Consider the following 19935-nt stretch of genomic DNA (forward strand, 5'->3'; position numbering starts at 1 on the left):
GATCGGTTTGATGCGCCGGCGTGTCAGTGTTCCTCGGCGGGCGCCTTGGGCACGGCGCGCTGACGCAGCACGGTGGCCGCGATGCCGCTCGCGATGATGAGCGCCATGCCGGCCCAGCCGGTGGCGTCGATGCGGTCGTCGAACAGCACCACGCCGTAGAACGCCGCAAAGACGATGCCGGAATACTGCAGGTTGGCGACCACGAGGGTGCCGGCCTGCGTCTTGGCAGTGGCATAGGCGCGTGTCATGCAGAGCTGGCCGAGGGCGGCCAGGAGGCCGATGGGCAGCAGCCAGAGCGCATGCTGCCACGTCCATGCGCCGTTGCCCGAAAACCCGGTGGCGCCGGTCGCGAATGCGCCGGCCACGGCCGAGCCCACCGCAAAATAGAAGACGGTACGCAGCTCGGGTTCGCCGATGCGCGACAGCGCCACCACCTGCATGTAGGCGAAGGCGGCCGTCAGGCCCGACAGCAGGCCCAGCATGCCCGCGAAGCCGTTGCTGTCGTCCACCGTGGGCTTGAGCATCAGCACCACGCCGACGAAGCCCGCGAGCACCGTGGCCGCGAGCGTGCCCTGCAGCGGCGGGCGCTCGACGCGGCCGTCGCGCCCGCGCACCGGCACCCAGGCGAGCAGCGTGCCGCCGACCAGGAAGGCCGCGACCCAGACACTGCTCATGTAGTTGAGCGTGACGGCCGTGGCGAGCGGCATGTGGGCGATGGCGTAGAACCACGCGCCGAGCGACACCACGCCAATGATGCTGCGCCAGGCGTGCATGCCGGGGTAGCGCGTGGCCATCGACACGCCGCGACTGCGCGCCAGCAGCCACAGGAACACGATGCCGATCAGCCCGCGCCCGAGCACCATCTCGCCGCTGTTGAACCAGGCCGATGCAATCTTGACGACCACGCTCATGGTTGCGAAAAGAAAGGCGCCCAGCACCATCCACAGTGCTTGCATCAGCCGCCCCCGCCCGCCGGCGCAGCGGTCATCGCCTCAGGCGGCATGCATCGTCTGCCGATACCACTCGTGGAACTGCTGCATGCCGTCTTCCATCGGGCTCTGGTAAGGGCCGGTCTCGTTCTCGCCGCGCAGCATCAGCGCGCGGCGCCCGGCGTCCATGCGCTCGGCGATCTCGTCGTCCTCGACGCAGGTTTCCATGTACGCAGCGCGTTGGGCCTCGACGAATTCGCGCTCGAAGGCGACGATTTCCTCGGGGTAGAAGAACTCGACCATGTTGAGCGTCTTCTGCGGCCCCACCGGGTGCAGCGTGGAGACGGTCAGCACGTGCGGATACCACTCGATCATGACGTGCGGGTAGTAGGTGAGCCAGATGGCGCCGAACTTCGGCGGCTTGCCTTCGCGGTACTTGAGCAACTGCTCCTGCCAGCGCTGGTAGACGGGGCTGCCGGCGCGGCCGAGCCGGTTGGCCACGCCCACGGTCTGCACGGAGAAATTCTTGTTGAATTCCCAGCGCAGGTCGTCGCATGTCACGAAGCTGCCCAGGCCCGGGTGAAAGGGGCCCACGTGGTAGTCCTCGAGGTAGACCTCGATGAAGGTCTTCCAGTTGTAGTTGCACTCGTGCAGCTCGACGTGGTCGAGCGCATAGCCCTCGAAGTCGAGTTCGGCGCGCGGCCCCAGCGTGGCGAGGTCGGCCGCCACGTCGCGCCCGTTGGCCTCGAACAGCAGCCCGTTCCACTCGGTGAGCGGGTAGTTGTGCAGGTTCAGGCAGGGGTCCTGGTCGAAGTGGGGCGCGCCGATCAGCGTGCCCGTGGTGCGCGGGTCGCTCGCCGCGTAGGTCCACCGGTGCAGCGGACACACGATGTTGCCGCCCGCCTGGCTGTCGAGTTGGCCGCGGCCCTGCAGGATCAGCGCCTGCCGATGGCGGCACACGTTGGAGATGAGCTCCACGCCCTTGGGCGTGTGCACGAGCGCGCGGCCCTGGTGCTCCTGCGGCAAGGTGTGGAAGTTGCCCGGTTCGGGCACGGCCAGCCGGTGACCCACGTAGCGCGGGCCTTGGGCGAAAAGCGTCTGCATCTCGCGCGCGTAGAGCGAGTCGTCGAAGTACGCGGAAACTGGAAGTTGGCTCGCGGCCTGCTGCAGTTGAAGACTTAAATCAGACATGGAGGACCTGACCAAGCTCCCCACAGGGAGAAAAGAGAAAGACGGAAGGGCGCCGTGCGGCAATGCGACGGCCCGAGAGTTGTGCCGGCGCTGCCGGCGGGGGAATCGGGCATTGTACCCAAGGGGGCATCATCGCGCCGGCCCAAGGTCGAGGCCCGGCGGCAGCCCGCTGGTTCCCCGTCCTAAAATGCCATGTTTCATTCACATTCCCTCGCATGCCCAAGGTCACTCCCTCCGCTTCGTCCAGCCCGGAAGCCTCGCCCGACACAGGTCCGCTGCCGGCCAGCTACGAAGCCGGGCTCCAGGAGTTGGAGAAGCTGGTTGCAGAGCTCGAGTCGGGCCAGTTGCCGCTCGACCAGCTGCTGGGCAGCTACCAGCGCGGCGCCGCCCTGCTCGCCTTCTGCCGCGAGAAGCTCCAGGCGGTCGAAGACCAGATCAAGGTGCTCGATGCCGGCGCGCTGAAGCCGTGGGCCGCCGAATGAGCGCTGAACGTCTGGCCGGGCACTGGGACTCGGCGCGCCTCGCGCGCTGGAGCGAACCGCACCTCGCACGCGTCGAATCGGCGTTGTCGGCCTGGGTCGGTGTCGATGCGCCCGTGCTGCTCGGCGATGCCATGCGCTATGCAGTGCTCGACGGTGGCAAGCGCCTGCGGCCCCTGCTGGTGCTGGCGGCGAGCGAGGCGGTCGACGGCAATCCCGCCGCGGCGCTGCGTGCGGCCTGCGCGGCGGAACTCATTCATGCGTATTCGCTGGTGCACGACGACCTGCCCTGCATGGACAATGACGTGCTGCGCCGCGGCAAGCCCACGGTCCACGTGAAGTTCGGCGAAGCCGATGCGCTGCTGGCCGGCGACGCGCTGCAGGCGCTGGCCTTCGAGCTGCTGACGCCCGAAGGCGACGAGGTGCCTACGCTGATGCAGGCCACCCTGTGCCGGCTGCTCGCGCGCGCCGCAGGCAGCCAGGGCATGGCGGGCGGCCAAGCCATCGACCTTGCCAGTGTCGGCATGGCGCTCGACGAAGCCCAACTGCGCGAGATGCACCGCCTGAAGACCGGCGCGTTGTTGCAAGGCAGCGTCGAGATGGGCGCGGCCTGCGCGGCCGGTACGATGCCGCCCGGCGCCGTCGCCGCGCTGCGCGAATACGGAGCCGCGATCGGCCTGGCGTTCCAGGTGGTCGACGACATCCTCGACGTGACGGCCGACTCGCAGACCCTCGGCAAGACGGCCGGCAAGGATGCGGCCGCGGACAAGCCCACCTACGTCTCGCTCTGGGGCCTCGAGGGCGCGCGCGCGCAGGCGGCCCAGTTGCTCGCCCAGGCGCTCGCCGCGCTCGAACGCAGCGGCCTCGCCGACACGGCCGCGCTGCGCGCGCTGGCCCACATGGTCGTCGACCGCGACCGATGAACTGACCACCGATGGACAAGAAGACCCACGACGAACCCATGGCACCGCTGCTTTCCACGCTCCACGACCCGGCGCCGATCCGGCAGTACGACCGGGCCCAGCTCAAGCAGCTGGCGGACGAGGTGCGGGCCTGCGTGCTCGACAACGTCTCGCGCACCGGCGGCCACCTGAGCTCCAACCTCGGGACGGTCGAGCTCACGGTCGCGCTGCACCATGTGTTCGAGACACCGCACGACCGGCTGGTGTGGGACGTGGGCCACCAGACCTATCCGCACAAGATCCTGACCGGCCGGCGCGATCGCATGCCCACGCTGCGACAGATCGGCGGCATCTCGGGCTTTCCGCAGCGCACCGAGAGCGAATACGACACCTTCGGCACCGCGCACTCGTCGACCAGCATCTCGGCCGCCCTCGGCATGGCGATGGCGGCCAAGCAGAAGGGCGAAGACCGCCACACGGTCGCGATCATCGGCGACGGCGCACTCACCGCCGGCATGGCCTTCGAGGCGCTCAACAACGCGGGCGTGTGCGACTGCAAGCTGCTCGTGATCCTGAACGACAACGACATGTCGATCAGCCCGCCCGTGGGCGCGCTCAACCGCTATCTCGCGCAACTGATGAGCGGCAACTTCTACGCCGCGGCCAAGAACGTCGGCAAGAGCGTGCTGCGCGCCGCGCCGCCGCTGTTCGAGCTGGCCAAGCGCTTCGAGCAGCATGCCAAGGGCATGGTGGTGCCGGCCACGCTGTTCGAGCAGTTCGGCTTCAACTACGTCGGACCGATCGACGGCCACGACCTCGACTCGCTGGTGCCCACGCTCGAGAACCTCAAGCACCTCGACGGCCCGCAGTTCCTGCACGTGGTCACCAAGAAGGGGCAGGGGTACAAGCTGGCCGAGGCCGATCCGGTGGCCTACCACGGGCCCGGCAAGTTCGATCCGCAGGTCGGCCTGGTCAAGTCCGCAGCGCCGGCCAAGCAGACCTTCACCCAGGTCTTCGGCCAGTGGCTCTGCGACATGGCGGCGCACGACGGACGGCTCGTGGGCATCACGCCCGCGATGCGCGAGGGCTCGGGGCTGGTCGAGTTCGAGCAGCGCTTCCCCGATCGCTACTACGACGTGGGCATTGCCGAGCAGCATGCGGTCACCTTCGCGGCCGGCCTCGCGTGCGAGGGCCTGAAGCCGGTGGTCGCGATCTATTCGACCTTCCTGCAGCGCGCCTACGACCAGCTGATCCACGACGTGGCGATCCAGAACCTGCCCGTGGTGTTCGCGCTCGACCGCGCGGGCCTCGTGGGCGCCGACGGTGCCACCCATGCGGGCGCCTACGACATCCCGTTCCTGCGCTGCATTCCGAACATGAGCATCGCCTGCCCGGCCGACGAGCGCGAGTGCCGGCAGCTGCTCACGAGCGCCTACGAGCAGAACCATCCCGTGGCGGTGCGCTATCCGCGCGGCGCGGGCGCTGGCGTGGCGCCGCACCTCGCGCTCGACGCGCTGCCCTTCGGCAAGGGCGAGGTGCGCCGCCAGGGACGGCGCATTGCGATCCTCGCGTTCGGCACGCTGCTCTATCCGGCGCTCACCGCCGCCGAATCGCTCGACGCCACGGTGCTCAACATGCGCTGGGCCAAGCCGCTCGACGTCGAGCTGTTGCTCGAGGCCGCCCGCACGCACGAGGCCATCGTCACGCTCGAGGAGGGCGCGGTCATGGGCGGCGCGGGCAGCGCGGTGCTCGAGGCGCTGCAGGCTGCGGGCGTGCAGAAGCCGGTGCTGCAATTGGGCTTGCCCGACCGCTTCATCGAGCATGGCGACCCGGCCGGGCTGCTGGCGTCGATCGGGCTCGACGCGGCCGGCATCGAGGCCGCCATCGCCCAGCGCTTCGGCGCGGTCGCAGGGTAAACCCCGGCGAGCCGGGTGTAAGCGGGTTTTTACAATCGCGAAGACTCACAAAAGTCCCCAACGCGGTCACAAGCCGCGTTTCGTTTTTTCTGAAGCACCCGGAGTGAAATCAATGGATCGTCGTTCTCTCATCAAAAACGCAGGCATCGCCGGCGTTCTGGCTGCCGGCATTGCGCCCGCGGTTCACGCGCAGGCCGCCGTCCGCTGGCGCCTCGCATCGAGCTTTCCCCGCTCGCTCGACACCATCTTCGGCAGCGCCGAAATGCTGTCGAAGACGGTCAAGGCCATGTCGGGCGGCAAGTTCGAGATCTCGGCGCACCCCGCCGGCGAACTGATGCCCGCGTTCGGCGTGGTCGATGCCCTGCAGGGCGACACGCTCGAGATGGCGCAGAGCGCCGCCTACTACTTCACCGGCAAGGACCCGATCTTTGCGTTCAGCTGCGCCGTGCCCTTCGGCCTCACCGCACGCCAGAACGACGCCTGGAAGGAATACGGCAACGGCCGCAAGCTGCTCGATGCCTTCTTCGCCAACTACAACTTCCACACCGCCAGCGCCGGCAGCACCGGCACGCAGATGGGCGGCTGGTACCGCAAGGAGATCAAGACCGTCGCGGACCTCAAGGGCCTGAAGATGCGCATGGGCGGCGGCGTGTTCGGCGAGGCGATGGCCAAGCTGGGCGTGATCTCGCAGAACATGCCGGCCGGCGACGTGTACCAGGCGCTCGAGAAGGGCACGCTGGACGCGGCCGAGTTCGTCGGTCCGCACGACGACCAGAAGCTCGGCTTCAACAAGGTTGCGCCGTATTACTACTACCCCGGCTGGTGGGAAGGCGGCGCCGACCTCGAGTTCTTCATCAACAACAAGGCATTCGCCAAGCTGTCCGACGAGAACAAGGCGATCCTCAACGCGGCCACCAAGGTTGCCGCGCGCGACATGCTCGCCAAGTACGACGCGTACAACCCCATCGCGCTGAAGAAGCTCGTGGCCGACAAGACCCAGCTCAAGGCCTTCCCGAAGGCAGTGATGGACGCCGGCTTCAAGGCTTCGATGGAAGTGTTCGCCCTGCACGAGGGCAAGTCGCCCGAGTTCAAGAAGATCCACCAGGACATGCGCGCCTTCCAGCGCGACCAGATCCTGTGGAACCGCTTCTCGGAGTACCCGTTCAACCAGTACATGAACTCGGTCAAGATCTGACCGGACGCACCGGCGAGCAATCGTCGGGCGCACGACAAAAAAGAAGGCCGGCCACTCGCAAGAGTGGCCGGCCTTTTTGCCGTCAGTGCCTGGCGGCAGGTCAGGGCTTCTTGCCCTCCTGCTGCTTGAGCGCGTCTTCCATGGCCTTCAGCGGATCACTCTCCGCGCTCTCCGCGCTCTCCGACGGTTCGGCGGGTTCAGCCGACGGCGGCGGTTCTTCCGGCGCAGGGCTGCTGCCGAAGGTCGGCACTTCGGAGCCATAGGGCTCGGGCGCGAGTCCGCCGCCTTCGGGCGTGAGGCTTTCACGCATCTGGCGGCCGATGTCCTCGAGATTGACGTTCGGCGCCTTCTCGAGGCTGCCCGTCACGATCTGCGGGAACGCGATCAGGATGCCCACCATCGTCAGCTGAATCAGCAGGAAGGGAATCGCGCCCCTGTAGATCTGCATCGTGGTGACCGGCTCCATGACCTTCTGGGTCACGCGGTCGACGTACTGCTTTTCGGGCGCCACCGAGCGCAGGAAGAACAGTGCGAAGCCGAACGGCGGATGCATGAACGAGGTCTGCATGTTGACCGCGAGCAGCACGCCGAACCAGATCAGGTCGATACCAAGCTTGTCGGCCACCGGCGCCAGGAGCGGCACCACGATGAACGACAGTTCGAAGTAGTCGAGGAAGAACGCCAGGAAGAACACCAGGATGTTCACCACGATCAGGAAGCCCACGGCGCCGCCCGGCAGCGAAGAGAGCAGGTGCTCGACCCAGATCGGGCCGTCGGCGGCCTGGAACACCAGGCTGAACACCGTCGCGCCGATCAGGATGAACATCACGAAGCTCGACAGCTTGGTGGTCGCGGCCAGCGCCTGCTTGAGCAGCGAGAAGCTCAGCCGGCGGCGCACCCAGGCCATGATCAGCGCGCCCATGGCGCCCATTGCGCCGCCTTCGGTCGGCGTGGCAACGCCCAGGAAGATGGTGCCCAGCACCAGGAAGATCAGCAGCAGCGGCGGGATCAGCACGAAGGTCACGCGCTCCGCCAGTCGCGACAGCAGGTTGAGCTTGAGCGCCTTGTTGGCCAGGGCTATCACCAGTGCGAGGAACACGCCGCCGCACAGCGCCACCACCACCTTCTCGTCGGTGGCCACGAAGGTGACTTCACGGCCCTGGATCCAGGTGTGCACCGCTTCCATGTTGCGCGCCAGCCAGACCGCCACCACGGCCGACAGCGCCGTGAGCCCCACCAGCGAGATGTAGCCGCCGCTGCCGTTGGGCTCACGGTAGGTGCGCGCCTCGGGCGGCAGCGCAGGCACCTGCGACGGCTTGAAGATCGCGAGGAGCACGACGTACAGCACGTACAGGCCCATCAGCATGAAGCCGGGCAGGAACGCGCCCTTGTACATGTCGCCCACGCTGCGGCCGAGCTGGTCGGCCATGATGATCAGCACCAGCGAGGGCGGGATGATCTGCGCCAGCGTACCCGAGGCGGCGATCGCACCGCTCGCGAGGCGCCGGTCGTAGCCGTAGCGCAGCATGATCGGCAGCGAGATCAGGCCCATCGAGATGACCGAGGCGGCCACTACGCCGGTGGTCGCCGCCAGCAGGGCGCCGACGAAGATCACCGCGAGCGCCAGGCCGCCGCGCATGGGGCCGAAGACCTGGCCGACGGTGTCGAGCAGGTCCTCGGCCATGCCGCTTCGCTCGAGGATGAGCCCCATGAGCGTGAAGAAGGGCACGGCCAGCAGCGTGTCGTTGGCCATGATGCCGATGAGCCGCTGCGGCAGCCATGCCATCACCGAGGACTGGAATACGCCCAGTTCGATGCCCACGAGACCGAAGAAAAGGCCGCAGGCGCCGAGGCTGAAAGCCACCGGAAAGCCGAGCAGCAGGAAACAGATCAGCCCCGCGAACATGATCGGGGCGAAGTTGGCAGCAATGAATTCCATGATGTGGTTCTGGCGGGGTCAGTGCTGTGGCTTGGGCTCGGCGGCGGCCTTGGCGGCCTCGACCTCGGCCTGCAGGCGCAGGGCTTCGATGAGTTCGGCCTCGGCCGTCTTGTCGGTCAGGCGGCCCATCGGGTCGGGCCCCTCGCCGCGCAGGAATGCGATGCGCTTGATGAGCTCGGACCAGCCCTGCAGCATCAGCAGCATGAAGCCCACCGGCAGCGCCGCCCACACGGGCCAGCGGATCAGGCCGCCCGAATTGCCCGAGGTCTCGCCCGACTGGTACATCTGGAGCACCACCGGCGTCGACAGGTACAGCACCGTGAGGCACAGCGGCGTGAGAAAGAAGGCGAAGCCGATGATGTCGATCCACACCTGCTTGCGTTTGGACAGGCGGCTGTTGACCACGTCGATGCGCACATGCTCGCGGTGCAGCAGCGTGAAGCCCGCCGCAACCAGGAACGACCAGGCGAAGAGGTACCACTGCACTTCGAGGAACGCGTTCGAACTCATGTTGAAGACCTTCCGGACCACCGCATTGAGTGCGCTGATCACGGTGGCCGCCAGGATGAGCCAGATGGCGTATTTGCCCACTTGGGCATTGAGCCAGTCAATGGCCCGGGACAGCTTGAGCAAGCCTTGCATCACATCTCCATCTTTGTATTGGAAGCCCCCGATACGAATGCACCCGACGCACCGGCGTTGTGCGCCGATGGGTCGGGTGCGGGAGGGCGGGCTGAATTCTAATGAACTACCCAGGGGAATACCTTCAGGGGCTACCCGCGGGACGGTGCCGATAATGCGGGCCATGGCCCAGGCACCGCGCTCCGCATTCGATCCGGCGATCTCCGTGCCCGCCGGCATCGATTCGCCCGAGATGCATCGGGCCGGGCGCGACCTGCTCTCACTGGCGCTGATCGACGCGCGCAACCACACGCTCCACCTGCTGTCGCTCTACGAACAGGCGCTGGGCTCGGCCAGGCTGCCGGTGCCCGCGGGCGAGCCGGACGTGGTGCCGCCGCTCTGGCTCGCCGGGCACATCGGCTGGTTTGCCGAATGGTGGATCGGCCGCAACACCCAGCGTGCCTTCGGCGCCGACTGCCCGGTGCGCCCGACCCGACTCGCCGCCATCGACCCGCAGGCCGACGAATGGTGGAACCCGGCGCAGCGCGGGTCGTCGGACCTGCCCGACCTGGCGCACACCCGGGCCTACCTGCTCGAGACCCTGGAGAGCACGCTCGAACTGCTCGAGCATGCGGCCGAGACCGATCCGGGGCTCTACTTCTATCGCCTGGCGCTGTTCCACGAAGACCTGCGCGGCGAGCAGTTCATCGTGATGGCGCAAACGCTGGGGCTGCCGCTCGGCATCGGCCAGCCGCCAGCCGCCGTGGTGCGCGAGCCGCTGCTGCTGCCCGCCACGCCATGGGCGCTCGGCGCGGGCGAGGGCGGCGGCTTCGCCTTTGCGCAGGAGACGGGCCTGCAACGCCTCGAGGTGCCCGAATTCGAGATCGACGCGCAGCCCGTGACCTGGAGCCAGTACATCGAGTTCGTCGACGAGGGCGGCTACGACCGCGAGGCGCTCTGGCATCCCGAAGGCTGGCGCTGGCTCGGGCAGCAGGCCGAGGGGCGTCGCAGTCCGCGCCACGTCGAGCAGATCGGCGCGGCACGCATCGGCACCGGCGGCGGCTCGGTGCTGCAACACCGCTTTGGCGCCACGGTGCGCGCCGCGGGCCATCACAGCGCGGTGCACCTGAGCTGGTGGGAGGCTGATGCCTGGGCGCGCTGGGCCGGCCGGCGCATCGCGACCGAGGTCGAATGGGAGATCGCGGCCCACACTGCCGCGCGGCGCGGCTTCCGCTGGGCCGATGTGCACGAATGGACGGCGGGCACGTTGCGGCCGTGGCCAGGCTTTCGCGCCGATCCCTGGAGTGCGGGCAGCGAGTTCGACCCCGTGCCCGCCTTCGGCCGCGCGCGCGTGCTGCGCGGCGCCTCGTTCGCGACGCGCGCGCGGCTGCGGTCGCTGCGGCGGCGCAGTTTCGCGATGCCCGAACGCGACGACGGGTTTTTCGGCTTCCGGACTTGTAGCCTGTGACCCGCCACCCCCGAACAGGTCAACGGCCGTGCGGGCCTGTCGACATCGGCGGCGCCACTTCCTCGAGCGGCCGGCGTTCGGCGTCGGCCGCATAGCGCAGCGCCAGCAGCCCAGCCACGATGACCAGCACGGCGCCGATCGCGTAGCCGACCGTCACCGCGCCGCGGCTGCCGGTCTCGATGAGCATGCCGAACAGCAGCGGCGCCACGAAGCCGCCCGCGCCGGTGCCGATGGCATAGAAGATCGCGATCGCCATGGCGCGCATCTCGAGCGGGAAGACCTCGCTGACCGTCAGGTAGGCGGAGCTCGCGGCGGCCGAGGCCAGGAAGAACACCGCCGACCAGCACAGCGCCTGGCTGCGCGCGTCGAGCCAGCCCATCATGAAGGCCCAGCCCGTGAGCGCGAGGCCGATGCCGGCCAGCACGTAGGTCAGCGCGATCATCCTGCGCCGCCCCACGCTGTCGAACAGCGGCCCGAGCAGCAGCGGACCCAGCACGTTGCCGAGCGCGAACGGAAAGATGTAGAGCGCCACGTTTTCCTCGGCCACGCCGTAGAAGCGCGTGAGCACGAGCGCGTAGGTGAAGAAAATCGCGTTGTAGAAGAAGGCCTGCGACACCATCAGCGCCATCGCGACCACGCTGCGCGCGCGGTAGCGGTGCAACAGCACCTGCGCCACTTCGCGTAGGGTGGGGCTGCGGCGCTCGCCGCCGTAGGCCACGCGGCTCGTCGAGGGGGCCGGCAGCGGCCCATGCTGCACGCGCACCTCGGCCTCGATGCGCTCGACGATCGCGAGCGCCTCGTCGGCGCGGCCGTGCGCCACCAGCCAGCGCGGGCTTTCGGGTACGTCGCGCCGCACCAGCAAGATCGCCACCGCCAGCACCGCGCCGAGCCCGAAGCCCACGCGCCAGCCCCAGACCGGCCCGATCACCTGCGGATCGAGCAGCACCAGGCTGAGCCCGGCGCCCAGTCCGGCGCCGACCCAGAAGCTGCCGTTGATCGCGAGGTTCACGCGGCCGCGCACGCGCGCGGGGATGAGTTCGTCCACCGCCGAGTTGATGGCCGCGTATTCGCCGCCGATGCCCAGGCCGGTGACGAAGCGGCAGACCGCGAAGAACGCGAAGTCGGGCGAGAACGCGGTGGCGAAGGTGCCCAGCGTGTAGACCACCAGCGTGACGAGGAACAGCTTCTTGCGCCCGAGCCGGTCGGTGAGGCGGCCGAACAGCAGCGCGCCGATCACCGCGCCCGCGATGTAGACCGAGCCCGACAGGCCGATCTCGGTGGCGCTCAGGCCGAGCGTGTCGGGCCGTTCGAGCACCGCGCCGATCGATCCGACCAGCGTCACCTCGAGCCCGTCGAGAATCCAGGCGACGCCGAGCGCGATCACCACGCGCCAGTGCCAGCGCGACCAAGGCAGGCGGTCGAGCCGCGCGGGGATGTCGCTGTAGAGGGTGTTGCTGTTGCTTTGGTCGGTCAATGCGCTCCGTGCTCCTTCTCGCGTTGAAAGGTCCACCAGGGCAGCAGCGCGCGCAGCGACTGCACTTCGCCGCTGCCTGCGGTCTCGTAGCCGGGCAGCGTGCCCAGCAGGTGCTGCCACCCGGCGCTGCGCAGCACCTGCACCAGCGCCTGCACGGCGGGCTGGTCGAGCGCCGACTTGAGGCAGGCGAGGTGGTAGCGCTCGTGCACCAGCGGCACGAAGCCCAGGCCTTCGGCATCGGCCGCCGATGCGAGCCCGAGGCCCACGTCGGCCTGGCCCGATGCCACGGCATGCGCCACCGCCGCATGCGAGGTCTCGCAGCGCTCGTGGTAGCCCGCGAGCGCGGTGCCGTCGAGCCCGGCCTGCGCGAGCAGGTCGTCGAGCAGCACGCGCGTGCCGGTGCCGATGGCGCGGTTCACGTAGCGCGCGCGCAGGCGTGCCGCGTCGGCCAGCGAGCGCAGGCGCAGCGGATTGCCCGGCGCCACGAGCAGCCCCTGCGTGCGCCGCGCAAAGCCGATCAGCTTGTGCTGGCCCGGCTTGAGCAGCGGCTGGTAGGTGCGCTGCGCCAGCGAGCCGCGCGGCGGGTTCTCCAGCGTGTGGAAGCCCGCCATCACGCAGCGGCCCTGGTTGAGCGCGCGGATCGCGTCCACGCTGCCGGTGAAATGGATATCGAGCTGCAACTGCGCCGTGCCGGCCGCATGGGTGCGCAGCAGCGCGAGCGCGTCGTCGTGGCTCGCCTGCAGGCTCAGCACATGGGTGCGGTCGTCGAAGGCGAGCGCGAAGGCGCGCTCGAGTTCGGCATGCAGCGCCTCGATCTGCGGCGCGAGCCGGGCCTGCGCCTGGCGCTCGGCCCACAGCAGCTTGTCGCCGAATTCGGAGAGCTGCGCACGCTGGCCCTGTTCGCCCTGCACCAGCGGCCGGCCCAGCGTCTGCTCCCACGCGCGCAGTTCGCCCCACACATGGCGGTACGACAGCCCCAGCGCGCGCGACGCGCCCGATATGGAGCCATGCTCGCGCACCGCCTGCAGGATCTGCATCAGCGGATTGCGGATCTGCCGCGGTCCATGGCGGCGCGGCCGGATCGCGTAGGAAAGGTCGATCTGTTGCACGGGGCGGCGGAGGGTGGAGGCCGGCCCATTATGCAGAGCCGCCTCCGCCGGCGGGTGTCGGCCTGCGCCGCGCGGTGCGCGGCGTCCCTTTATTGCGTTTCGGCCAATGCGTCAGCCAGCGCGTTGACGAGGCGGTCGATCTCGGCCGGCTCGGCGATGAACGGCGGCGCGAGCTGGATCGTGTCGCCGCCGTAGCGCACGTAGAAGCCCTTCTTCCAGCAGTTCATCGCGATCTCGTACGGACGGCGTGCCGGCTCGCCCGGCAGCGCGGCGATCGTCAGGCCCGCGGCCAGGCCGTAGTTGCGGATGTCCGTCACATGCTTGCTGCCTTTGAGGCTGTGCACCGCGTTCTCGAAGTGCGGCGCAAGCGCCTTCGCGCGGCCGATCATGTCTTCCTTCTGCAGCACGTCGAGTGCGGCGATGCCGGCCGCGCAGGCGACCGGGTGCGCGCCATAGGTGTAGCCATGCGGGAACTCGAGCATGTAGTCGGGGCCGCCGGCCGCCATGAAGGTGTCGTAGATCTCCTTGCTCGCGATCACCGCGCCCAGCGGCTGCGCACCGTTGGTCACCTGCTTGGCCACGTTCATGATGTCGGGCGTGACGCCGAAGGCCTCTGCGCCCGTGAGCGCGCCGCAGCGGCCGAAGCCGGTGATGACCTCGTCGAAGATCAGCAGGATGTTGTTGGCAGTGCAGATGTCGCGCAGGCGCTTCAGGTAGCCCTTGGGCGGGATCACCACGCCGGCCGAACCCGCGAAGGGTTCCACGATCACGGCCGCGATGGTCGATGCGTCGTGCAGCGCGATCAGGTCGAGCAGGCGGTCGGCGAGCTCGGCGCCGTGCTCGGCCATGCCGCGCGTGAAGGCGTTGGCCGCGATCTGCGTGTGGGGCAGGTGGTCGGCTTCCACGCCCTGGCCGAAGAGCTTGCGGTTGGCCGCGATGCCGCCCACCGAGATGCCGCCGAAGTTGACGCCGTGGTAGCCCTTCTCGCGGCCGACCAGGCGCGTCTTGCCCGCCAGGCCCTTGGTGCGCCAGTAGGCGCGCGCCATCTTCAGCGAGGTATCCGCGGCCTCCGAACCCGAGCCCGTGAAGAACACGTAATCCAGGCCCGCGGGCGTGAGTTCCTTGAGCTTGTTGGCAAGCTCGAAAGACAGCGGATGGCCGAACTGGAAGGCCGGCGAATAGTCGAGCTTCGCGATCTGGCGGCTCACCGCCTCGGTGATCTCGGGGCGGCCGTGGCCCAGGCCCGAGCACCACAGGCCCGAGAGGCCGTCGAAGATCTTGCGGCCTTCGCCGTCGGTGAAGTAGGCGCCCTTGGCTTCCACGATCATGCGCGGATCGGCCTTGAACTGGCGGTTCCCGGTGTAGGGCATCCAGTGCGCGTCGAGCCAGGCGGCGTCGGTGCGCAGGGCGGGCGTGGGATCTGCGGCGGGGGTGGCAAGGGTCATGGCGCGGGCTCCGGAGGTGAGTGGATGCGCCGATTGTTGATAGTGCCTTCAGTGTGGAGAATGGCGCAATATCAATGTTCACTTGACGATTCATGCAAGTAAAGGAAAAGAGCCGAAGTCGTGCGGTGCTCGGCCAGCTCAGCGACATGGACCTGCGCCTGCTCAAGGTGTTCAGGAGCGTGGTCGACTGCGGCGGCATGGCGGCGGCCGAGCTCGAACTCAACATCGGCACCTCCACGGTGAGCCGCCATGTCAAGGACCTCGAGACGCGGCTCGGCCTGGTGCTGTGCCGGCGCGGCCGCGCGGGCTTTGCGCTCACGGCCGAGGGCCAGCGCGTGTACGACGAGACGCTGCGTTTGCTGGCCTCGGTCGATGCCTTTCGCGGCAGCATCGACGACATCCACAACCGCATGGGCGGCCAGCTCGACGTGGCGCTGTTCGACAAGACAGCGACCAATCCGAAGGCGCGCATCGGCGAGGCGATCGCGCGCTTTGCCGAGATCGCGCCCGAGGTGAACCTGGCCGTGCACGTGGGCTCGATCAACGCGATCGAGCAGGGCGTGCTCGAAGGCCATTTCCAGATCGGCATCATCCCCGCGCACCGGGCGTCGAAGAGCCTGGTGTATGCCGACCTGTTCGACGAGACCATGCTGCTGTATTGCGGTGCCGGGCATCCGCTCTTCGGTGCGAGCCACGCGAAGCTCACCTGGGCCCGGTTGCGCGAACATCATTTCGCGGGCCTGGGCTACCACTCGCCGAACATGGAACTGAGCCACCGCGCGAAGCTGTCGCGCAAGGCCACGGGCTTCGACCAGGAGGCGATCGCGACCCTGATCCTGTCGGGTCGCTTTCTCGGTTTTCTGCCCGACCACTACGCACAGGTGTTCGAGCAGCGCGGGCTCATGCAGGCCGTGCTGCCGGCGCGGTTCAACTATGCGTGCCGGTTCGTGAGCCTGCTGCGCAGGTCGCCGAAGCCGTCGCGGGCGGTGCTGGCGTTTCAAGCGTGCCTGGAGGAGGCGCATTGCTGAATGCGATGTCGTGCAGAAAGTAAAACAAAAGCGTGCATACATCACGCGGTGGACGCCTTCTTTTCGGGCTGCGGCCAGAGCCTGGATTAGGCTTGCGCTCCCTCCAGAAACCGCGCGACAGACCCGTTCGCCAGCTCCCACAGATGCCCATCCCGCGCTACAAGACCTTCACCGCCTCGCTCGTGCTGGCGGCTTTCGCTTCGAGTTCGCATGCCGCGGACATCGGCGTTCAAGCCACCGACCCGGTGGTCAGCAAAGCGCTTCCGTCCGGTTCGGGCATGACCTGGCATGCGGGGAAGTACTTCGTCGTGGGTGACGATTCGCCCTATCTGTTCGAGCTGAACCGCAAATTCGCGATCGTCGACAAGACCCTGCTGCAGGACTATCCGCTCAAGAAGAACGGCCGCATTGCCAAAAACATCAAGCCCGACCATGAAGCGATGACCACGGTCACATGGAATGGGGTCGTCTGGAACCTGATCCTGGGCTCGGGCAGCAAGCAGGGAACGCGCGAAACGGGCCTGCTGGTTGCCGTGAGTGGCAAGTCTGTCGCCCATGTGCGGGACATGGCCGGGCTCTATCGCGACTTCGCCGCCCTCGCGGGCTTCGAGGCCGGCCAGACGGTCAACATCGAGGCCGTGGCGGTGGCCCTTGACGCGGTTTACTTCTTCAATCGGGGCAACGCCGGGCAGAACATGCTCTTCAAGGTGACGCTCGCCGACCTCATGGCCTACATGACCGGCCAGGCGAGCCGCATCGCCGACATCCGCCGGTACGTGGTGCAGCTGCCGCGGCTAGGGGGACGCGAGGCAGGGCTCTCGGGCGCCGACCACTGGCCCGAGATCGACAGCCTGGTCTACAGCGCCTCGGTCGAGGGAACCGACAACGCCTACGACGATGGCGCGGTGCTCGGCAGCTTCCTGGGGTTGATTCCGCTGTCCGAGCTGGACGATGGCGCGCCGCTCGACCTGACCCAACGCGCGCAGCGCCTGCTGTCGAAGGGCGGGGTGCCACTCAAGACCAAGGTGGAATCCATTGCGCTGACGCACACGGAGCCGCGCCAGGCCACGGCGGCCTTGGTCAGCGACAACGACGACGGCACGAGCGAGTTCTTCGATGTCGTCTTGACCCTGAAGTCCGCGCAGCGACGCTGACCACGCGGGCCTGCGCGCCTACCGCTGTCCCCCACTGGGCAGCAGCAAATGCTTCGCCCCGATGTGCGCTTCCATCTCGTGCATGTGGGCCTCGGCGTCGACCATGTGCTCGGCCATGAGCCGGCGCACCTCGTCCGCATCCTCCTTGCGGTAGGCCGCGAGCAGCTGCGTGTGGTAGTCCACGTTGGTCTCGCCGAAGTGGTGGTGGTCGAGCGCCTTCTTGTAGACCACCAGGTCGCGCAGCAGGTCATTGAGGAAGCGGCACATGAACGAGAGCACCGGATTGGGGCAGCGCTCGGCCAGCAGGGTGTGAAAAGCGAGTTCGGCCTCGCGCTGGGTGCGCAGCTCGTCTTCGTTGGTCGGCTCGATGGTGCACAGGCGCACGTTGGCCTCGAGCTGCTCGAAGTTCTCGGGCGTGAGCCGCCCCACCACGCTCACCGCGAGCTCTGGTTCGAGCGCCTTGCGCAGCTGGTAGATGTGGTGCCCGTCGAGGTGATGGAAGTGCAGGAAGTTGCGCAGCGGCTCCGACGCATGCTCGACCGACACCTGCTGCAGGTAGGCGCCGCCGCCGGGGCCGGTGCGGATCGCCACCAGGCCGCGCACCTCCAGCGCCTTGAGCGCCTCGCGCACCGTGCTCTTCGAATAGCCGAACAGCTCGATCAGCTCCTTCTCGTTCGGCAGCCGATCGCCGGGCTGCTTGCGCTCGGCCACGATCCAGCGCTTGACGTCTTCGACGATGACGTCTGACAGCTTTTGCCGCTTGGGGCGGCGCTGCCCGAAGCTCCTGGCGTCCTGCGGTTTCATGCGTGAGAAAGAAGTCCTTGCGAGAGGGAAAAGCAATGTGCGAGCAGGTATCGGATTCGGTCGCTGCCGATTTTGGCACGCGCATTGCTAGCGGGTTTTTACCAGCATATTAATCCTATTTATCCGCTTAAATTGCTGCGATTCGACGCAGCACCCTCTCTCACTTCACCCCGACCGGAGAACTCCATGCAACGCAGACACCTTCTTCAGCTCGCCGCCCTCTCGGCCGCGCCCGCCGCCTCCCTGCTGGGCGGCCGTGCCGCCTGGGCCCAGTCGGCCGAGGCGATCCGCTTCGGCTGCCCGGTGCCGATGTCGGGCGCCTTCGCGGCCAACGGCAAGTACGCCGACCTGGGCATGAAGCTCGCGATCGAGCAGTACGGCAGCGTGCTCAAGCGTCCGCTCGCCTACACCGTGCTCGACACCGAGGGCAAGCCGGCCACCGCCGTGCGCAAGGTGCAGGAAGCGCTGCAGCAGCAGGGCACCAAGTTCTTTGCCGGCGGCATCCTGTCGTCGGAGGCGCTCGCCATGGGCAAGGAGGCCGAGAAGGCCGGCGGCGTGTTCATCACCACCGCGGGCGCCGACGAGATCACCGGCAAGGACTGCAACCCGGCCACCTTCCGCTGGTCGGTGCCCACCTTCGGTGCGGTCGAGCAGACAGTGCGCCCGCTGATCGCGAGCATGCCGAAGGCCAAGCGCTGGTACACCATCACGCCGCAATACGTGTTCGGCGAAGGCCTGCTCAGCGCCGCCAAGAACATCTTCCAGGAGAAGGGCATCGAGCACGTGGGCAACAGCTACCACTCGCTCAACGAGAAGGAGTTCAGCGGCTATCTCACCAACGCGCTGGCCGCCAAGCCCGACGTGCTGCTCCTGCTGAACTTCGGCGCGCAGTCGTCGGCGGCGCTGCGCCAGGCGGTGAGCTTCGGCATGCACAAGAACATGACGATCCTGATCGCCTGGGCGTCGGGGCTGGAGCAGTTCGACGAACTCGGCGCCGACCTCTGCGACGGCGTGTACTTCGGCGCGCAGTACTGGCACACGGTCGACTCGGCGCTCAACAAGGACCTGGTCAAGCGCACGGCCGACAAGCTCAAGATCGTGCCCAACTACAGCCTCGCGGGCTCGTACGTGTGCACCAAGATCCTGATCGACGGCATCGTCAAGGCCGGCAACGTCGACCAGAAGGCCGTGATCGCGGCGCTCGAAGGCCTGAAGTACGACGGCCTCACGGGTGCCGAGGAAATCCGCAAGGCCGACCACCAGGTCATCAAGGACTACTACCTGCTCAAGGGCAAGGCCAAGTCGAAGATGAAGGATGCGGCCGACTACGTGGACGTGGTGAGTTCGGGCAAGTCGTTCCTGGCCCCCGACAAGACCGGCTGCAAGCTGGGCTGAGCACGCAAGGAAACCGACGCGCCCCATGTCCGTCTACCTGCTCCAGACCATCAACGGCATCGGCATCGGGATGCTGTATTTCCTGCTGGCCGTTGGCTTGTCCATCGTGTTCGGCCTGCTGCGCTTCGTCAACTTCGCGCACGGGGCGTTCTACCTGCTGGGCGCCTACCTCTGCTTCCAGGTGATGCAGTGGGGGCTCGACTTCTGGCTCGCGCTGGTGGTGGTGCCGGTGTTCGTCGGTGCGCTCGGCTGGCTGGCTGAAAAGCTGCTGCTGCGCCGCGTGTATGCCAAGCCGCACGAGTTCCACATCCTCGTGACCGTGGGGCTCGCGCTCGCGGTGCAGGAGATCGTCATCGTCGTCTGGGGGCCGCTGGGCAACAGCGTGCCGACGCCCGACCTGCTGCAGGGCGTGGTGATGTGGGGCAGCTTCATCTACCCGAAGTACCGGCTGTTCGTGATCGGCTTCACGGCCGTTCTCGCGGTGCTGCTGTGGTGGGTGCTCGAAGGCACGCGGCTGGGGAGCGCGGTGCGCGCGGGCAGCGAATCGACCGAGATGGTGTCGCTGCTCGGCATCAACGTGTTCCGCGTGTTCAGCCTGGTGTTCGCGCTCGGCGCGGCCACGGCCGCACTGGCCGGTGTGCTGGCCGCGCCGATCCGCGGTGCCGAACCGTTCATGGGCGTCGAGGCGCTGGGCGTGGCGTTCGTGGTGGTGGTGATCGGCGGGCTCGGCAGCTTCGGCGGCGCGTTGGTGGGCGGCCTGCTGATCGGCATCGTGCAGAGCCTCATGAGCACCCTCTGGCCGCCGGGCGCGAGCCTGATGATCTACATCGCGATGGGCGCCGTGCTGCTGCTTCGTCCACATGGCCTGCTCGGCCGGAGGGCTTGA

General features: G+C 67.9%; 17 protein-coding genes. 9 read left to right on the forward strand and 8 right to left on the reverse strand.

Annotation, left to right across the window (positions count from 1 at the left end; genetic code table 11):
* Nucleotides 1–23 precede the first annotated feature (23 nt).
* Nucleotides 24–956: a DMT family transporter gene (locus AC3A6R_RS00350; protein ID WP_487859749.1), complete on the reverse strand. Its 933-nt coding sequence runs from the start codon at nucleotides 954–956 to the stop codon at nucleotides 24–26.
* Nucleotides 957–992: 36 nt separating this feature from the next.
* Nucleotides 993–2120 (reverse strand): aromatic ring-hydroxylating oxygenase subunit alpha, encoded by a 1128-nt coding sequence (locus AC3A6R_RS00355; RefSeq protein ID WP_487863425.1) that lies wholly within the window; start codon nucleotides 2118–2120, stop codon nucleotides 993–995.
* Nucleotides 2121–2335: 215 nt separating this feature from the next.
* Between AC3A6R_RS00355 and AC3A6R_RS00360 the strand changes: the two genes are divergently transcribed.
* The 4 genes from AC3A6R_RS00360 (at nucleotide 2336) to AC3A6R_RS00375 (ending at nucleotide 6612) form a co-directional block, all read left to right on the forward strand.
* Complete coding sequence (locus tag AC3A6R_RS00360) at nucleotides 2336–2602, forward strand: exodeoxyribonuclease VII small subunit (protein WP_487859751.1); 267 nt, start codon at nucleotides 2336–2338, stop codon at nucleotides 2600–2602.
* The gene (locus tag AC3A6R_RS00365; protein WP_487863426.1) at nucleotides 2599–3522 is read left to right on the forward strand and encodes a polyprenyl synthetase family protein; all 924 of its coding nucleotides are present in this window, start codon (nucleotides 2599–2601) and stop codon (nucleotides 3520–3522) included. The genes AC3A6R_RS00360 and AC3A6R_RS00365 overlap by 4 nt, the downstream gene beginning before the upstream one ends.
* 38 nt (nucleotides 3523–3560) lie before the next feature.
* The gene (gene dxs / locus AC3A6R_RS00370; RefSeq protein ID WP_487863888.1) at nucleotides 3561–5417 is read left to right on the forward strand and encodes a 1-deoxy-D-xylulose-5-phosphate synthase; all 1857 of its coding nucleotides are present in this window, start codon (nucleotides 3561–3563) and stop codon (nucleotides 5415–5417) included.
* A 112-nt stretch (nucleotides 5418–5529) separates the two neighbouring features.
* Nucleotides 5530–6612, forward strand: a complete 1083-nt coding sequence (locus AC3A6R_RS00375; protein ID WP_487859753.1) for a TRAP transporter substrate-binding protein — start codon at nucleotides 5530–5532, stop codon at nucleotides 6610–6612.
* A gap of 100 nt (nucleotides 6613–6712) precedes the next feature.
* Here the strand turns inward: AC3A6R_RS00375 and AC3A6R_RS00380 are convergent, their stop codons facing one another.
* Nucleotides 6713–8551 carry a TRAP transporter large permease gene (locus tag AC3A6R_RS00380; RefSeq protein WP_487863427.1) on the reverse strand — a complete coding sequence of 613 codons (1839 nt, stop codon included), beginning with the start codon at nucleotides 8549–8551 and terminating at the stop codon, nucleotides 6713–6715.
* Nucleotides 8552–8569: 18 nt separating this feature from the next.
* Entirely contained in the window at nucleotides 8570–9193 is a 624-nt protein-coding gene (locus tag AC3A6R_RS00385) for a TRAP transporter small permease subunit (RefSeq protein WP_487859755.1), read from the reverse strand.
* Nucleotides 9194–9356: 163 nt separating this feature from the next.
* Between AC3A6R_RS00385 and AC3A6R_RS00390 the strand changes: the two genes are divergently transcribed.
* Nucleotides 9357–10640 (forward strand): SUMF1/EgtB/PvdO family nonheme iron enzyme, encoded by a 1284-nt coding sequence (locus tag AC3A6R_RS00390; protein WP_487863428.1) that lies wholly within the window; start codon nucleotides 9357–9359, stop codon nucleotides 10638–10640.
* A gap of 19 nt (nucleotides 10641–10659) precedes the next feature.
* Here AC3A6R_RS00390 and AC3A6R_RS00395 read toward each other — a convergent pair whose 3' ends face one another.
* The 3 genes from AC3A6R_RS00395 to aptA form a co-directional block, all read right to left on the reverse strand.
* Nucleotides 10660–12114, reverse strand: a complete 1455-nt coding sequence (locus AC3A6R_RS00395; protein ID WP_487863429.1) for an MFS transporter — start codon at nucleotides 12112–12114, stop codon at nucleotides 10660–10662.
* Nucleotides 12111–13223, reverse strand: coding sequence for a substrate-binding domain-containing protein (locus tag AC3A6R_RS00400; RefSeq protein WP_487863430.1), 1113 nt, complete (start codon nucleotides 13221–13223; stop codon nucleotides 12111–12113). The genes AC3A6R_RS00395 and AC3A6R_RS00400 overlap by 4 nt, the downstream gene beginning before the upstream one ends.
* An 89-nt stretch (nucleotides 13224–13312) precedes the next feature.
* Nucleotides 13313–14668 (reverse strand): omega-aminotransferase AptA, encoded by a 1356-nt coding sequence (gene aptA, locus AC3A6R_RS00405; protein ID WP_487863431.1) that lies wholly within the window; start codon nucleotides 14666–14668, stop codon nucleotides 13313–13315.
* 92 nt (nucleotides 14669–14760) lie between these two features.
* Between aptA and AC3A6R_RS00410 the strand changes: the two genes are divergently transcribed.
* Together AC3A6R_RS00410 and AC3A6R_RS00415 are read left to right on the forward strand one after the other, a co-directional pair.
* Nucleotides 14761–15696, forward strand: a complete 936-nt coding sequence (locus AC3A6R_RS00410) for a LysR family transcriptional regulator (RefSeq protein ID WP_487863432.1) — start codon at nucleotides 14761–14763, stop codon at nucleotides 15694–15696.
* A gap of 143 nt (nucleotides 15697–15839) precedes the next feature.
* The gene (locus tag AC3A6R_RS00415) at nucleotides 15840–16850 is read left to right on the forward strand and encodes a DUF6929 family protein (protein WP_487863433.1); all 1011 of its coding nucleotides are present in this window, start codon (nucleotides 15840–15842) and stop codon (nucleotides 16848–16850) included.
* An 18-nt stretch (nucleotides 16851–16868) separates the two neighbouring features.
* On the opposite strand, the gene AC3A6R_RS00420 is transcribed toward AC3A6R_RS00415, so the two are convergent.
* Nucleotides 16869–17654, reverse strand: a complete 786-nt coding sequence (locus AC3A6R_RS00420; RefSeq protein ID WP_487863434.1) for a FadR/GntR family transcriptional regulator — start codon at nucleotides 17652–17654, stop codon at nucleotides 16869–16871.
* Between the two features lie 186 nt (nucleotides 17655–17840).
* On the opposite strand from AC3A6R_RS00420, the gene AC3A6R_RS00425 reads away from it, so the two are divergent.
* Entirely contained in the window at nucleotides 17841–19049 is a 1209-nt protein-coding gene (locus tag AC3A6R_RS00425; RefSeq protein WP_487863435.1) for an ABC transporter substrate-binding protein, read from the forward strand.
* A gap of 25 nt (nucleotides 19050–19074) precedes the next feature.
* Nucleotides 19075–19935 carry a branched-chain amino acid ABC transporter permease gene (locus AC3A6R_RS00430; RefSeq protein ID WP_487859764.1) on the forward strand — a complete coding sequence of 287 codons (861 nt, stop codon included), beginning with the start codon at nucleotides 19075–19077 and terminating at the stop codon, nucleotides 19933–19935.

It is taken from the genome of Variovorax sp. Soil_C_19 (assembly GCF_057657255.1).